The organism is Alcaligenes sp. AB3 (assembly GCF_031844565.1).
Classification (GTDB): Bacteria; Pseudomonadota; Gammaproteobacteria; order Burkholderiales; family Burkholderiaceae_B; genus Alcaligenes; species Alcaligenes faecalis.
Window position 1 is genome coordinate 661,406 of the sequence record NZ_JAUZVM010000001.1, and the last position, 13,828, is coordinate 675,233.

The window sequence follows — 13,828 nt, forward strand, 5'->3', positions numbered from 1 at the left end:
GCCTCTCACATCGCGGCCCCGGAGGGTTCGGGAGCGAGGGCATCTTGGGTATTGGGTATGGGCTGTGGGTAGTCCGGGTGCAACTGCACCACTTGTCCGATGATCAACAAGGCTGGCGGGCTGAATGTCTGTGCAAGCTGAGGGAGTGTTTGCAAGGTACCCAAGCCCCAGCGTTGGCTTTTCAGCGTGGCATCTTGTGCCAAGGCGATAGGCGTATGTGGGCTGCGTCCATGTTGAATCAAGGCCTGGGCAATATGGCTGCAGTTGGCCATGGCCATGTAGAACACCAGCGTACAGGTGGGGTCGGACAAGGAGGCCCAGTTCAGTTCCAGCCCCTTGTTGTCACGCAGGTGCCCAGTGATAAAGCGCACACTACTGGCCAGCCCGCGATGGGTCAGGGGTATGCCTAAAGAAGCTGCGCAGCCTGTAGCCGCGGTAATTCCAGGCACGACTTCAACCTGGACCCCGTGTTGCTGCAGATACAGCTGCTCTTCGCCTCCCCGTCCAAAAATAAAGGGATCACCGCCCTTCAAGCGGACAACGTGTTGGTGTGTTCTGCTCAGCGACAAGAGGATGTCGTTGATGTCGTCCTGCATGCTGGGCTTGCAGGCAGCTACCTTACCGACATCGTGCAAGGTAGCTTCAGGATTGATACAGCTCATGATGGCGCGGCTGACCAGGCGGTCATAGACCACAGCATCTGCATGTTGCAGCAGGTATAAAGCGCGTAGTGTGAGAAGTTCAGGGTCGCCAGGCCCCGCTCCAACCAAATAAACCTTGCCGTGCATCGCTGCGCTCCTTGACGGTAGCAAGTACCGAAATACAGTCGAACAATGCAGAAAATTGTAGGAGGGCAGAGCGCTTTGATATGGGCATGGTTGGCGTTCAAGTCAGGGGTGCAGAAGTGCGGCTTTTGCTCTCTGGCAAGAAGGGTGAGGCCGCTAAGTGCGGGGCATATAAGGGAATTTATGCGGGCGACAGTTTGCCAGGCCGCCGGCAGGTGTACTGAAGTGCTTGAAAAAATGTTCAAAAACGCAGTATCAGTCGGCTAATTTTTGGGTTTTTAAAGCCCAAATAACATATTTGCGACGGCCTGTTAAGTTTCTCGATGCAAAATAGGGAAAGTCCTGCAACTTGTATCAACAGTGAGCAATGATGCGGGTTACAGGGGTTTTTTTGCTTGACACGGGTATTAAACGAAGGCTTAATACGCGGTAGCCAACCGGGGCACTTGTGCGCCCGGTAGCCATGGCAGACGGTAGTGCTTATCAGCCCTGTCGTTTGTCACTATTAAGTCTGACCGCCACAAACTGGTTCCCGCTGGGGGCCCGTAAAATAATTTTCAGGGGTATTTTCTCAATGAATAAAACCGAGCTTATCGAATTCATTTCCACCAAAGCCGATCTGTCCAAAGCTGACGCTGGTCGTGCACTGGATGCGTTTATCGATGCCGTGACCACCACGCTGAAAGAAAAAGATACGGTTACTCTGGTTGGTTTTGGCACCTTCGCTGTGTCGGAACGCGCTGCCCGTTCGGGTCGTAACCCACGTACCGGTGAAACCATCGAGATCGAAGGCGCAAACGTGCCCAAGTTCCGTCCCGGTAAGGCTCTGAAAGACGCTGTGAATTAATTTTTAAATTAATTTACGCAAAAGACTTGCAAAAAGAATTCTTTGGTCCTATAATTCTTTTTCTTCACAAGAAGAACGGCATCACTGAAATGGGTGCTTAGCTCAGCTGGTAGAGCGGCGCCCTTACAAGGCGTAGGTCGGGGGTTCGAACCCCTCAGCACCCACCATTTCTTTTGCTAGTCGAATCAAGCACTTAGGTAAAACTAAGTGCTTTTTTTGTGCCTGTTTGTTTTGTGTATCAGGTCAGACCAGACCAGCGCTGCTTCTCTGATGCGGGCACTTTTTCTGCCAGATTTTCGTCCTGAAAGCCTGTAAGCGTTGGTAAGTGCCCGCTTGAACGGCACAGACTTGTGATTCCTGCGCGCAAGTCATAAAGGCAGAGGGTGGCTCCGCCGTTTAGTTTGTAACGGTGCTATCTATATATGTGGATAGCGTCCATAGTGTGTCCAGGGGCATTTTTCCCCTGATTACTTAGGACATACATTGAAAACAGAAATTGGTATCGTGAAGTGGTTCAATAACGAAAAAGGCTTCGGCTTCATCATGCCGGAGAGTGGTGGTAAAGACCTCTTCGCGCACCACAGTGAAATTCAAGGTTCCGGGTTTAAATCTCTTGATGAGAACCAACGAGTTTCTTTCGTTGCGGGCGTTGGCCAAAAAGGCCCATGCGCTACCCAGATCCAAATCATTTGATCCCCTGCTTGCCTGACTAGGCAAGCGCAGCGTTGATCAATAAAGCCGGGCCCTTTGAAACATTGGGTTCGGCTTTTTCCATTCTGCTTATCTGTTCCAAGACAGGCTGGGGTCGGGATGGTTTCGGGGCTTTGCCAAACTTGTTGCTGCTTTTTTTCTACTCTTGAGCACAGCGACTATTCAGGTAACACTACGCCTTGTCGATATGCGGTCCTCGGGTCTTCATGAGCAAACTTCTCTCTTGCCTGTCCCCACTTGCCACTCTGATTCTGGCGTGGCTGGCCTTCATGTTTCTGCTGTTTTTCCCGCCGCTGTGGATCTTGTGGCCCGTGCTGGTCGTGAGCCTGGGCTGGATCAATTACAGAGGGATTCGCTACGCGTTGGGTAATAGTGACAAGTCCAAGCCGTGGCACCTTTGGTTCAATGTAGGCGAGTGCCTGTTTGCGGCGATTGTTCTGGCTTTGCTGGTCCGTGATCTTAGCGTTCCTGCTGCCTGATTTTTTTCCTTGTCGTACGAGAAACGCACTTATGTATTCGGACCCTTGGCTTGATCGCTGGTTGCCTTTAATCGCTCAACGTGAAATCTCCTCGCCGGTGCTGGAGATAGGCTGTGGTTTTGGCGACGACACGCTGACCTTGACCCGGGCTGGCTGGAAGGTGATGGCCTTTGACCTTTCGCCTGAATGCGTGGAGACCGCGCAGCAGCGTGCGCCCGAGGCGCAGATTGAGTGCAGGGATACGCGCGGTCCCTGGCCGGAAGCGGCGAATAATCTTGAGTTGATTCTGGCCAGCCTGTCTTTGCACTACTTCCCATGGGATGAAACCCGGACCATTGTGCGCAGAATCTGGAACAGCTTGCGGCCCGGAGGCTTATTTCTATGTCGTCTGAACTCGACCGAAGATGTGAATTTCGGTGCCGGGCAGGGCGAGTTGATTGAAGCCAACTTCTATCGCGACCAGGGCAATTGCAAGCGTTTCTTTGATCAGGCTAGCGTAGATCAGTTGTTCGGGGCTGAATGGCACCGTATCTCTGTCCAGCATATGACATCGCACAAATATATAAAGCAAAAGGCGATGTGGGAACTGGTGCTGGAGAAAGGGCCGTTGCCAGACTGATTCCTGGGCTCTGGGCGCCCTTGATCCGGTAGCCATTTTCGCCCCCTCCATCTCCCCGCTATATCTAACCAAAGAATCGGTATTTAGCCGGGTGTAACACCCTTGCTAGACTCGTTCTCATTGCTTGGAAATGGTTTCTAGGGGATGGGAAATGAAGCGGATTCAACAGAAGTGGAAGGGCGTTCGGGCGGGGGCTTTGCTGGCTTTGGTGCTGGCGGCAGCAACGGCTGTTGCGGCCGAGGTCAGTATTCTGAATGTTTCGTACGACCCAACGCGTGAGTTGTACGCCGAATTCAACAAGGCTTTCCAGACCCATTACAAAGAACAGACGGGTGACAGTGTGGTCATCCGTAGTTCCCACGGTGGCTCCAGCAAGCAAGCGCGTACCGTGATTGATGGCGTGCCTGCCGATGTGGTGACGCTGGGTATTTCTTCCGATATTGATCAGATTGCTCAGTCCGGTTTGCTGGACAAGGGCTGGCAAGCTCGTCTGCCAGACAACAGCACACCTTACACCTCCACGATTGTTCTGCTGGTGCGCAAGGGCAATCCCAAGGGGATTCACGACTGGAACGATTTGATTCGCTCTGATGTGAAGGTGGTGACGCCTAATCCTAAAACTTCGGCGGGGGCGCGCTGGAACTATCTGGCCGCCTGGTTGTACGCCTTGAAGCAAGGTAATGGGGACGAAGCGCAGGCTCGTGATTTTGTGGCCAAACTGTATCGCAACGTCAGTGTGCTGGATTCCGGTGCCCGTGGATCGACCACAACTTTTGTGGAGCGGGGCATTGGTGATGTATTGATTGCCTGGGAAAATGAGGCGCTCTTGTCGGTGAAGGATCTGGGGCCTGATCGTTTCGATATTGTGGTGCCTTCGAGCAGCATTCTGGCCGAGCCGCCCGTGGCGTTGGTGGATGCCAATGCCGCCAAGCATGGCACGGAAAAAGTGGCCCAAGCCTATCTGGAATATCTGTATAGCCCGGAAGGTCAGGAAATCGCCGCCCGTCATTTCTACCGTCCTCGCCTGGAGTCGGTGGCCGCCAAGTACCGCGATCAATTTCCGGCGTTGAAGTTGTACAAGGTCGACGATGAGCTGGGCGGTTGGACTCAGGTTCAGGCCAAGCACTTTGCGGATGGTGGCGTGTTCGACAGCATCTACTTGAGCAAATAACCCCACTATCACCGAGGACCGTTCGATGTCACAGGCTCGTCTTTGGGGATTTCTGCCCGCTGCCCGCAAGCAGCGGGCTTTGCCAGGCTTTGGCTTGACCATGGGTTTATCCATTAGCTACTTGAGCCTGATTGTCCTGATCCCCTTGTCTGCTGTTTTGCTCAAGACCACCTCCATGGGTTGGTCGGCTTTTTGGGAAACCATTAGTGCCGCGCGCGTCTTGGCTTCTTTGAAATTGACCTTTGGTATGGCCGCATTGGCGGCTGTGATCAATGGTGTGTTTGGCCTGATTCTGGCCTGGGTCCTGGTGCGCTACCGCTTCCCGGGCCGTCGCATTGTGGATGCTCTGATTGACTTGCCCTTTGCCTTGCCAACGTCGGTCGCCGGGATTTCCTTGGCGGCGATTTATGCGCCTACAGGCTGGATCGGCTCCTGGGCTGAACCGTATGTAGGGCAGATTGCATTTACTCCTTGGGGCGTGCTGATCGCCCTGGTTTTTATTGGTCTGCCTTTTGTTGTGCGTACCGTGCAGCCGGTTCTGGAAGAGCTGGAGCAGGAGCAGGAAGAGGTGAGCGCTTGCCTGGGGGCGGATCGTTTTCAGACGGTCACCAAGGTGATCCTGCCCGCTATCTTGCCCGCCTGCTTGACGGGTGTGGCTCTGGCTTTTGCCCGTGCGGTGGGTGAGTACGGTTCCGTGATTTTCATTGCCGGTAACGTCCCTATGGTCTCGGAAATTACGCCTTTGCTTATCGTGATCAAGCTGGAACAGTTTGACTATGCCGGCGCCTCGGCACTGGCTGTCTTGATGATGGTGCTGTCCTTCATTATTTTGTTGGCGATCAATCGCCTGCAGTGGTACTTGCAATCGCGTCATTCGGGCCAGGCCAATGCCAAAGCGGCCAGGGTGCCAGCGCCTTTATCGTTGGAGGGCGTACGATGAGCAGCCTAACAATGGATTCCACCGTGCAGGCGGTGCCGGTACAGACGGCGCGCTTGCGGGCGGCGCAGGACGAGGGCCCGGCCGTCAAAGCCATATTGATTGGCATTGCCTTGCTGTTCTTTGTGCTGTTCTTGCTGCTGCCCTTGATTCTGGTGTTCATGACGGCCTTTAGCCGGGGCATCATGCCGTATCTGTCCGCCCTGAGCGAAAGTGATACTTTGCATGCCGCCAGCCTGACGGTTCTGGTTGCCGTGATTGCCGTGCCGTTGAATATTGCGTTTGGCCTGGCAGCTTCCTGGGCCATTGCCCGGTTTGAGTTTCGTGGCAAGAGCATTCTGACGACGCTGATTGATCTGCCGTTTTCGGTCTCGCCCGTGATTGCCGGCTTGATGTTCTTGCTGATTTTTGGTCGACAGGGCCCGTTTTGGGACTGGCTGGATGCGAATAACATCCGTATCGTCTTTGCTTTGCCCGGTTTGGTCCTGGCGACTTTGTTTGTCACTTTTCCCTTCGTGGCGCGTGAGTTGATTCCGCTGATGCAAATGCAGGGCAGTGAGGAAGAACAGGCCGCGCGGGTGCTGGGGGCCAATGGCAGGCAGATGTTCTGGCGAGTGACACTGCCCAAGATCAAGTGGGGCCTGCTGTATGGCGTGATTTTGTGTAATGCCCGTGCCATGGGCGAGTTTGGGGCAGTATCGGTGCTGTCGGGCCATATACGGGGCCAGACTAACACGCTGCCCTTGCATGTAGAGATTGAGTACAACGACTATCACACGGTGGGCGCTTTTGCGGCGGCTTCGGTGCTGGCGGTCTTGGCTTTACTGACGTTGGCGCTTAAATTGTGGGCCGAGCGCAAAATGGTTCAAGACGGTCATCGTGGATGATCGCATTCGGAGTTCATTATGAGTATCGAAGTTCGGCATCTATCTAAACAGTTTGGTGCGTTTACGGCACTGGGTGATGTGACATTGGATTTTCCAGCGGGCGAGCTGGTGGCTTTGCTGGGGCCGTCGGGCTGCGGCAAGACCACCTTGCTGCGTATCGTGGCTGGCCTGGAACATGCGGATGCGGGTCAGGTGCTGATCAATGGCAAGGATGTGGCCGCCGTGGGTACGCGTGATCGCCAGGTGGGTTTTGTGTTCCAGCACTATGCCTTGTTCCGCCACATGACTGTGTTCGAGAACGTCGCCTTTGGTCTGCGCATCAAACCCCGCAAGCAGCGCTTGCCCGAAGCCCAGATTCGTCAGCGTGTACACGAGCTCCTGGAGCTGGTGCAGCTGGATTGGCTGGCCGATCGCTATCCAGCGGCCTTGTCGGGCGGTCAGCGCCAGCGCATTGCTTTGGCACGCGCCTTGGCCGTGGAGCCGGGCGTCTTGCTGCTGGATGAGCCCTTCGGTGCCTTGGATGCCAAGGTGCGCAAGGAACTGCGCTCCTGGTTGCGTCGTTTGCATGATGATCTGCATATCAGCACCTTGTTTGTGACGCACGATCAGGAAGAGGCCATTGAAGTGGCTGACCGTATTGTGGTGCTGAACAAGGGGCGGGTTGAGCAGGAGGGTGCTCCGCAGGATGTCTACAATCATCCAGCCAGTCCCTTTGTGTATGAGTTCCTGGGGGCGGCGAATCGTTTGCCGGGACAGTTCCAGCATGGGCGTTTTGTAGCCGATCCTCAGTTGGGTCAATTCGAATCCAGTCAGGCCTTGAATGGGCAGGGTATGGGGCAGGGCGAAGCAGTGGGCTATGTACGCCCGCACGATCTGGATTTGCAGCGTCAACTGGATGGCCAAGGCATCGTCGTGGCCGTGCAGCGCATTATTCCTTTAGGAGCGACGGTGCGGGTTGAGCTGGCCTTGAATGAGGGCGAGCGGGCCTGGGAGGCCGAGTTCGATCACCAGCGGTGGTCGCAGCTGGGCTTGCTGCCCGGAGAGCGTGCGTTGGCCTTGCCGCGCAAATTCAGCGCTTTCCCTATCGAGCCTCAAACAGAAGCGCGATTGTCCTGATTTTTTGCAAATTATTCGCAACAGGCTGACCTCAGGTCAGCCTGTCTGCGTTAGTATCTGGAGGTTTTTTGCAGGGCGGATTGAAGCAGGAAATATTACAGGAATTTAGTATTGAGAATCATTCCTGTTTCTGTTAAGATTCGATACTTCACTGGGCATCCTGTCCGGTCCCGTCATGGTCCATGCGGGTTGCAGAATGTGTAGAACGGATTATGACCGGAATTGCTTCTCAAAAGAATAGTCGCTCGATGCTGGCCTTGAAGGCAACTGGCTTGGCATTAGCACTGGGATTGCACGTTGGTGTCGTGGCTACCATCTTGTGGACGGAAACCCCCAAGATTGTGGGCGAACCTGCCCCTATGGATGTTGTTGGGGTGACGTTGGTGGAAGTGTCGGAGTCCCCGGTTCAGCAAGAGCAGGTCAGCGCCCCTCCTGAAGAGGTGGTGGCCGAGCCGGAGCCTGAACCCGAACCCGAGGTGGAACCTGATCCCGAGCCTGAGCCCGAACCGGTTGTTGAGCCGGAACCCGAGCCAGAGCCTATCGTGGAAAAACCGCCGATTCCCGAGCCGCCCAAGCCCAAACCAAAACCCAAGCCGAAACCCAAGCCCAAGCCACAGCCCAAGCCCGAGGTCCCACCGGCAGAAACCCCGCAGCCTGCTCAACCGGCAGCCCCTGCCGCTCAAGCTGGCCCGGCAACGGACAACACCTCCCAGACCGCCGCGCGCTCTACGGATGGTGATCGGCCCAAGCTGATTGGCCGGGTGGACTATTTGGGACGTCGTCCTGTGCCTGTGTACCCACGGGCTTCCGAGCGCCGTCGTGAGCAGGGCCGCGTGGTGGTTCGTGTAGTGATTTCAACCCAAGGAACCGTGCTGGAAGCCAAAGTACAAAGCTCCTCAGGCTATGAACGTCTGGACGAGTCGGCACTGAAGGCAGTACGCACAGCGCGTTTCAAACCGTATACGGAAAATGGTGTGGCCTATCGTGCCATGGCCGATATTCCTTTCGACTTTGTTTACTAGGATATATCAATGATGCAGGAACTATTTCAAAGCGTATGGGTAAGCCTGGCACAAGTTGCAGGGCCTGTTGCAGATCAGGCTGCCGCCAGTGTTGCTGCCGCTGAGGAAGCGACCGGGGTGCTGCACTTTATCCAGCAAAGTGATGTGGTCGGCAAGACCCTGTTCGTGATTCTGGCCTTGATGTCGGTTGCCAGCTGGTACCTGATCATCGTCAAAGGCGTGTTGTCCTTCCGCCTGAAGCGCCGCTCGCACGGTTTCATGCGCGAGTTCTGGTCCGCCAGTTCCCTGGAGCAGGTTGAAAACGAAATTGCCACCCACGGTGCACGCGATCCGTTCAGCCACCTGGCCAGTCACGCTATTCACGCTCAAAAACACCATGTGAAATACGGCGCCATGCGTCTGGAAGAGAAGGGCTCTACGGATGCCTTTGTCTCGCGCATCATGCGTAAAGTCATGGACGAAGAAACCGCCAAGCTGGAAAACGGCCTGACGCTGCTGGCTTCGGTGGGTTCTACCGCTCCGTTTGTGGGTCTGTTCGGTACGGTTTGGGGTGTGTACCACGCTCTGATCAATATTGGTCTGTCTGACGGTGTGACGCTGAACAAGATCGCCGGCCCCGTGGGTGAAGCGCTGGTGATGACCGGTCTGGGGCTGGCGGTAGCGATCCCTGCCGTGTTGGCCTACAACGCCTTTGTGCGCACCAACCGCGTTTACCTGTCCCAGCTGGACGCGTTTGCCCATGACCTGTTCACCTTCCTGACCACAGGCCAGCCTGTGCAGGATAATCAACCTGTTCTGCGCCGTGTCCCCAGCTCGGGTGGCGGTGCAGCATCGAGCTCGGCAGCGGCTGCCAAGCGGGAGCACTAATCATGGCTTTTGGCAGCTTTGATAATCGCAATTCGGGCTCTGCGCTGTCCGAAATCAATATGGTGCCGTTGATCGACGTGATGCTGGTGTTGCTGGTGATCTTTCTGATCACCGCTCCGCTGCTGTCGCACTCCATCAAGATTCAGCTGCCCCAGGCGACGTCCGAACCGGTTCAGCAAGATCCCAAAACGATTGATCTGGCGATTGATGCAGAAGGGCAGATCTTCGTGAACGAGCAGCCGGTGGCGCTGGAAGACCTGACCGCTACGCTGGCCCCTTATTCCAAGGATCAGCCTCAGCCTGAATTGCGTATCCGTGCTGATACCGATACTCGCTACGAAACTCTGGCCCAGGTCATGAGCCGCTCCAAGGCTTCCGGCCTGACCCGTCTGGGTTTCATCACCCGCCCAGGTCCAACGACCAAGGCAGCGGGTGATGAGGGTGAAGCCCAGGAAGGCGCCGTCGCCGATCAGAAGGCCGTCGAGCCTAAACCAGCTCTGTAATTCCAGGTTCTTCTTCGTGTTGTTTTTTCTGGCCCCTCGCTTTGCATCTGCAACGCGAGGGGCCAGTTTCGTAATAAAATCCCCCGAATGCGTGTACTAGTTATCGAAGACGACGCCATACTGGGCGCCGCACTGCAGGAATTTCTCAACGACCAGGGCTACGCGGTTGATTGGCTCCAGGAAGGCGAAAGCGCCTTGAAGGAGCTGGCTGCCCAGGTCTACGACCTTCTGCTTCTGGACTTGAACTTGCCCGGCATCAGTGGCCTGGATGTGCTGCGCCAATTGCGCCAGCAGGGCAATGCCATTCCCGTTCTGATTCTGACCGCGCGTGATGGCGTTGATGATCGCGTCGGTGGTCTGGACGCCGGTGCGGACGACTACCTGATCAAGCCCTTTGACCTGTCCGAGCTGGCCGCCCGTGTACGCGTATTTGGGCGACGCCGCAGTGGTCAGGTACAGCCCATTATTGATGTGGGTCCCTTGAGTTTTGATACCATTGGCCGCGAGCTGCGTTGTGCCGGTCAGCGTGTGACCTTGTCGGTACGGGAATTGTCCGTACTGGAAATGCTGATGATGCGGGCTGGTCGTGTGGTCACCAAGCAGCAAATTATCAACTCCCTGTCTGCCTGGGATGCGGATTTCAGCGACAATGCGGTCGAAGTCTACGTGTATCGTTTGCGCAAGCGCCTGGAAGGCACCGGGGCTGTCATACAGACTGTGCGCGGCTTTGGCTATTTGCTCGATGTGGAGAGCGTGGCCGGAGCGTAACGGCAGCTAGTGCCCGCTGCCTGAAACCTTAGGTCAACCATGCCCGATCAGCATCTTTCTCCAGCGGTAAAAACCTCCTTGTTGCGAGGCTGGCTGGAGCGCTTTCTTGCTCCCGGTTCTTTGGCCCGCAAGCTGATGGGCCGTCTGTTTCCCCCGATCTCCATTCTGGTGGTGCTCGACCTGAGCGTTACCTGGATACTGACACGCCGCATGAGCCTGGAAGACTGGCTGCTGCGCGATATCTTCTGGACCATGGCGCTCAGTCAGGTCTTGTTGGTCAGTCTGATTGCCTGGGTGTTGCTCTCGGGGATTCGCTCGCAGCTGGCGTCCATTGATGATTTGTCACAACAAATCCGCAACCGCTCCGATGACGACTTCGAACGCCTGGATGCCAGCGCCTTGCCGGCTGAAATAGTGCCGCTGGTAGAGCACTTTAACGAATTGCTGGAACGTCAGCGTGATACGCTGCAGGCGCAAAAGCGTTTTATTGGCCATGCCGCGCATCAGTTACGCACGCCCTTGACGGGTTTGCAACTGGAGTCCGAGCTGATGCTGGCACGACCGTTGCCAGATGACATACGCCAACGGGCCGAGCGCATCAAAAGCGTGTCGGACCGCATGATTCGTTTAGGGCAGCAGTTGCTGGTGCTGGCTCGTACCGATGCGGACAGCAATATTAAAGACAGTTTTGTACGCCTGGATTTGTGCGAATGGGTGCGCGAGGAAGGAGGCGACTGGTTCTTGCAGGCCCGCCAGCATGGGGTGGAAATCCATTTGCTGGCACCTGAAAAGCCGGTGTGGATTGATGCCGCGCCTGTGCTCTTGCGCGAACTGCTGTCGAATTTGATGGATAACGCTTTGCGCTATGGGCTGGGGACAGACCGCATTGTCCTGCGGGTAGCCAGCAATCCACCCTCCTTGTCGGTGGAAGATCATGGACCGGGTATTGAGGCCAGCGAACAGCAGCGCGTGTTTGAGGCCTTTTACCGTTCCCCTGGCACGCAGGCGGGCGGCTCCGGTTTGGGTTTGGCCATTGTGCAGGAAATTGCCCGCGCCCATGGAGCCTGGTGGAGCTTGATGAGTCGTCCTGATTTTCCGGGTACCCGCATCACCATTGTTTTTCCCGGTCCGCGTATTGGCGCGCGTCTGACCCGGCACGATACTTTGATTGGAAACTAAGCCTTGAACACAGCAACAGAAAACCCCAGAAAAGCGGCTCAGGCCGCCTTGTTAATGGGCGCTTTAGGCGTGGTGTACGGCGATATTGGAACCAGCCCGCTCTACACCATGAAAGTGGCCTTGAGCGCGTACGGACAGCCCGGTGCCGAACAGGTCTATGGAGTGCTGTCCTTGCTGTTCTGGTTGCTGACCCTGGTGGTTTCCATCAAGTATGTGACGGTGGTGCTGCGTCTGGATAACAAGGGCGAGGGCGGTACGCTGGCCCTGATGGAGTTGGCTGCACGCGGCATTCAGGGGCCACGTCGCCAGATTATTGTGGTGCTGGGTCTGATCGGTGCTGCCTTGTTTTACGGGGACAGCATTATTACCCCCGCCATTTCCGTGATGTCGGCACTGGAAGGCATAGGCATGGTGTCCCATGTACTTGACCCCTGGGTCGTGCCCTTGGCCCTTGGGGTCTTGCTGGCCTTGTTCCTGATCCAGTCGCACGGCACGGGCACCATGGGCAAGCTGTTCGGTCCCATTATGTTGACCTGGTTTCTGGTGCTGGGCGGCCTGGGATTATGGCGCGTTATTGAACATCCCCAGGTCTTGATGGCCTTGGACCCGCGGTGGGCCGTGGCGTTTATTGCTGAGGCACCCTGGCAAACCTTTTTACTGTTGGGGGCGCTGGTTCTGGCCCTGACTGGTGCCGAGGCTTTGTATGCCGATATGGGCCATTTTGGTCGTCCCTTGATACGCAAAGCCTGGTTCATGATTGTGATGCCTTGCCTGGTCCTGTGTTATTTCGGGCAAGGCGCTTTGTTGATTTCTGATCCATCGGCCATTCGCAATCCGTTCTTCTTTCTGGCACCCAACTGGGCCCTGGTGCCCATGGTCATGCTGGCAACCGTGGCCACGGTGATTGCGTCCCAGTCCGTCATCTCCGGTGCGTTCTCGGTGACTCGCCAGGCGGTGCAGCTTGGATTCTGGCCGCGTATGGTGATTCAACACACTTCGGCCAAAGAAGAAGGGCAGATCTACCTGCCGCGTGTGAACTTGCTGCTATGCGTGGCGGTGATGATTCTGGTGCTGAGCTTTGGCTCCTCGGATCGTCTGGCTCATGCGTATGGTTTTGCGGTCACAGGCACCATGCTGATGACCAGCTTGCTGGCACTGGTACTGTTGCCACGCCGTGCCAGCGGGATCAAACGCTGGGCCTGGTTGGGGCTCTTGGGTATTTTCCTGATTCTGGACATGCTCTTGTTCTCGGCCAATGCGCTCAAGATTCTGGAAGGTGGCTGGCTGCCATTGCTGGTGGGCGCTGTGCTGCTGGGCTTGATGCTGACCTGGCGTCAGGGGCGTGCCGCTTTGCACGAACGCCTGCTGGAAAACAAGCAGCCGTTGAAAGAGTTTTTGCTCAATCTCGAGGAGTACGCTCCTACTCGTGTGCCGGGCACGGCGGTGTTCATGAGCACGATTCCCGATTCGGTCCCCCCCGCCTTATTGCATAACCTGAAACACAATAAAGTCCTGCACGAACAGGTCCTGTTCTTGACTGTAACCAGTGCTGGCGTGCCTTACGTGCCGTTTGGGGAGCGCTATAGCCTGCAACGTCTAAGCCGCGGCAGCTGGCAGGCGGTGGCGTCCTGGGGCTTCAAGCAGGAGCCCAATGTGCCGCAATTGCTGGAGCAGATTACGCTGGAGCATCCAGAGCTGAATCTGGAGCCTATGCAGACGTCCTACTTCCTGTCGCGCCAGACAGTGATGATTCAATCGCGTCAGCCTTGGTATCTGGGCTGGCGTCGCCGCTTGTTTGCTTTCATGGCGCGTAATGCCAGCCGTAGCACGCGCTTTTTCAAGATCCCGCCTAATCGTGTGGTGGAGATGGGGATACAGGTGGAGCTGTAGCAACTGTGCCTGTTGTTCGATACAGAACAACAGGCTGTGCAGTTTGC

At 56.1% G+C, this 13,828-nt stretch carries 15 protein-coding genes and 1 tRNA gene; 15 read left to right on the forward strand and 1 reads right to left on the reverse strand.

Annotated features, from left to right (window positions below; genetic code table 11):
• Positions 1 to 5: 5 nt before the first annotated feature.
• Positions 6 to 788: a uroporphyrinogen-III C-methyltransferase gene (cobA, locus tag Q9R35_RS03095; RefSeq protein ID WP_063690550.1), complete on the reverse strand. Its 783-nt coding sequence runs from the start codon at positions 786 to 788 to the stop codon at positions 6 to 8.
• Between the two features lie 571 nt (positions 789 to 1,359).
• Here cobA and Q9R35_RS03100 point away from each other — a divergent pair.
• From Q9R35_RS03100 to Q9R35_RS03170, 15 genes are all read left to right on the forward strand, one after another.
• On the forward strand, positions 1,360 to 1,632 hold the full coding sequence (locus Q9R35_RS03100; RefSeq protein ID WP_003799450.1) for an HU family DNA-binding protein: 273 nt from the start codon (positions 1,360 to 1,362) through the stop codon (positions 1,630 to 1,632).
• Positions 1,633 to 1,723: 91 nt separating this feature from the next.
• Positions 1,724 to 1,799, forward strand: a tRNA-Val gene (locus Q9R35_RS03105).
• 316 nt (positions 1,800 to 2,115) lie between these two features.
• Positions 2,116 to 2,325, forward strand: coding sequence for a cold-shock protein (locus tag Q9R35_RS03110; RefSeq protein ID WP_042481232.1), 210 nt, complete (start codon positions 2,116 to 2,118; stop codon positions 2,323 to 2,325).
• A gap of 224 nt (positions 2,326 to 2,549) precedes the next feature.
• A complete protein-coding gene (locus Q9R35_RS03115; RefSeq protein ID WP_042481227.1) occupies positions 2,550 to 2,822 on the forward strand; it encodes a hypothetical protein in 273 nt (90 codons plus the stop codon).
• A 31-nt stretch (positions 2,823 to 2,853) separates the two neighbouring features.
• On the forward strand, positions 2,854 to 3,441 hold the full coding sequence (locus Q9R35_RS03120) for a bifunctional 2-polyprenyl-6-hydroxyphenol methylase/3-demethylubiquinol 3-O-methyltransferase UbiG (protein ID WP_042481225.1): 588 nt from the start codon (positions 2,854 to 2,856) through the stop codon (positions 3,439 to 3,441).
• Positions 3,442 to 3,592: 151 nt separating this feature from the next.
• On the forward strand, positions 3,593 to 4,612 hold the full coding sequence (locus Q9R35_RS03125) for a sulfate ABC transporter substrate-binding protein (RefSeq protein WP_042481222.1): 1,020 nt from the start codon (positions 3,593 to 3,595) through the stop codon (positions 4,610 to 4,612).
• A gap of 25 nt (positions 4,613 to 4,637) precedes the next feature.
• Entirely contained in the window at positions 4,638 to 5,552 is a 915-nt protein-coding gene (gene cysT, locus Q9R35_RS03130; RefSeq protein ID WP_311219325.1) for a sulfate ABC transporter permease subunit CysT, read from the forward strand.
• The gene (cysW, locus tag Q9R35_RS03135) at positions 5,549 to 6,436 is read left to right on the forward strand and encodes a sulfate ABC transporter permease subunit CysW (RefSeq protein WP_045930033.1); all 888 of its coding nucleotides are present in this window, start codon (positions 5,549 to 5,551) and stop codon (positions 6,434 to 6,436) included. The genes cysT and cysW overlap by 4 nt, the downstream gene beginning before the upstream one ends.
• Positions 6,437 to 6,454: 18 nt before the next feature.
• Positions 6,455 to 7,552, forward strand: coding sequence for a sulfate/molybdate ABC transporter ATP-binding protein (locus Q9R35_RS03140; RefSeq protein WP_042481214.1), 1,098 nt, complete (start codon positions 6,455 to 6,457; stop codon positions 7,550 to 7,552).
• A gap of 248 nt (positions 7,553 to 7,800) precedes the next feature.
• The gene (locus Q9R35_RS03145) at positions 7,801 to 8,574 is read left to right on the forward strand and encodes an energy transducer TonB (RefSeq protein WP_080723689.1); all 774 of its coding nucleotides are present in this window, start codon (positions 7,801 to 7,803) and stop codon (positions 8,572 to 8,574) included.
• A gap of 9 nt (positions 8,575 to 8,583) precedes the next feature.
• On the forward strand, positions 8,584 to 9,441 hold the full coding sequence (locus tag Q9R35_RS03150; protein WP_042481211.1) for a MotA/TolQ/ExbB proton channel family protein: 858 nt from the start codon (positions 8,584 to 8,586) through the stop codon (positions 9,439 to 9,441).
• Between the two features lie 2 nt (positions 9,442 to 9,443).
• Positions 9,444 to 9,944 (forward strand): biopolymer transporter ExbD, encoded by a 501-nt coding sequence (locus Q9R35_RS03155; RefSeq protein ID WP_042481208.1) that lies wholly within the window; start codon positions 9,444 to 9,446, stop codon positions 9,942 to 9,944.
• Between the two features lie 87 nt (positions 9,945 to 10,031).
• Positions 10,032 to 10,712 carry a response regulator transcription factor gene (locus Q9R35_RS03160; protein ID WP_009461744.1) on the forward strand — a complete coding sequence of 227 codons (681 nt, stop codon included), beginning with the start codon at positions 10,032 to 10,034 and terminating at the stop codon, positions 10,710 to 10,712.
• A 39-nt stretch (positions 10,713 to 10,751) separates the two neighbouring features.
• The gene (locus Q9R35_RS03165) at positions 10,752 to 11,891 is read left to right on the forward strand and encodes a HAMP domain-containing sensor histidine kinase (protein WP_063690541.1); all 1,140 of its coding nucleotides are present in this window, start codon (positions 10,752 to 10,754) and stop codon (positions 11,889 to 11,891) included.
• Positions 11,892 to 11,945: 54 nt separating this feature from the next.
• Positions 11,946 to 13,781, forward strand: a complete 1,836-nt coding sequence (locus Q9R35_RS03170) for a potassium transporter Kup (protein WP_109088409.1) — start codon at positions 11,946 to 11,948, stop codon at positions 13,779 to 13,781.
• Positions 13,782 to 13,828: the final 47 nt, after the last annotated feature.

What these genes read in the sequence shown, in the direction of transcription:
- Q9R35_RS03155 (WP_042481208.1), top strand. Translation starts at nt 9,444, where the DNA reads ATGGCTTTTGGCAGCTTTGATAATCGCAATTCGGGCTCTGCGCTGTCC.
- Q9R35_RS03165 (WP_063690541.1), top strand. Translation starts at nt 10,752, where the DNA reads ATGCCCGATCAGCATCTTTCTCCAGCGGTAAAAACCTCCTTGTTGCGA.
- Q9R35_RS03125 (WP_042481222.1), top strand. Translation starts at nt 3,593, where the DNA reads ATGAAGCGGATTCAACAGAAGTGGAAGGGCGTTCGGGCGGGGGCTTTG.
- cysT (WP_311219325.1), top strand. Translation starts at nt 4,638, where the DNA reads ATGTCACAGGCTCGTCTTTGGGGATTTCTGCCCGCTGCCCGCAAGCAG.
- Q9R35_RS03170 (WP_109088409.1), top strand. Translation starts at nt 11,946, where the DNA reads ATGGGCGCTTTAGGCGTGGTGTACGGCGATATTGGAACCAGCCCGCTC.
- Q9R35_RS03150 (WP_042481211.1), top strand. Translation starts at nt 8,584, where the DNA reads ATGATGCAGGAACTATTTCAAAGCGTATGGGTAAGCCTGGCACAAGTT.
- cobA (WP_063690550.1), bottom strand. Translation starts at nt 788, where the DNA reads ATGCACGGCAAGGTTTATTTGGTTGGAGCGGGGCCTGGCGACCCTGAA.
- Q9R35_RS03145 (WP_080723689.1), top strand. Translation starts at nt 7,801, where the DNA reads ATGCTGGCCTTGAAGGCAACTGGCTTGGCATTAGCACTGGGATTGCAC.
- cysW (WP_045930033.1), top strand. Translation starts at nt 5,549, where the DNA reads ATGAGCAGCCTAACAATGGATTCCACCGTGCAGGCGGTGCCGGTACAG.
- Q9R35_RS03115 (WP_042481227.1), top strand. Translation starts at nt 2,550, where the DNA reads ATGAGCAAACTTCTCTCTTGCCTGTCCCCACTTGCCACTCTGATTCTG.
- Q9R35_RS03160 (WP_009461744.1), top strand. Translation starts at nt 10,032, where the DNA reads ATGCGTGTACTAGTTATCGAAGACGACGCCATACTGGGCGCCGCACTG.
- Q9R35_RS03120 (WP_042481225.1), top strand. Translation starts at nt 2,854, where the DNA reads ATGTATTCGGACCCTTGGCTTGATCGCTGGTTGCCTTTAATCGCTCAA.
- Q9R35_RS03140 (WP_042481214.1), top strand. Translation starts at nt 6,455, where the DNA reads ATGAGTATCGAAGTTCGGCATCTATCTAAACAGTTTGGTGCGTTTACG.
- Q9R35_RS03100 (WP_003799450.1), top strand. Translation starts at nt 1,360, where the DNA reads ATGAATAAAACCGAGCTTATCGAATTCATTTCCACCAAAGCCGATCTG.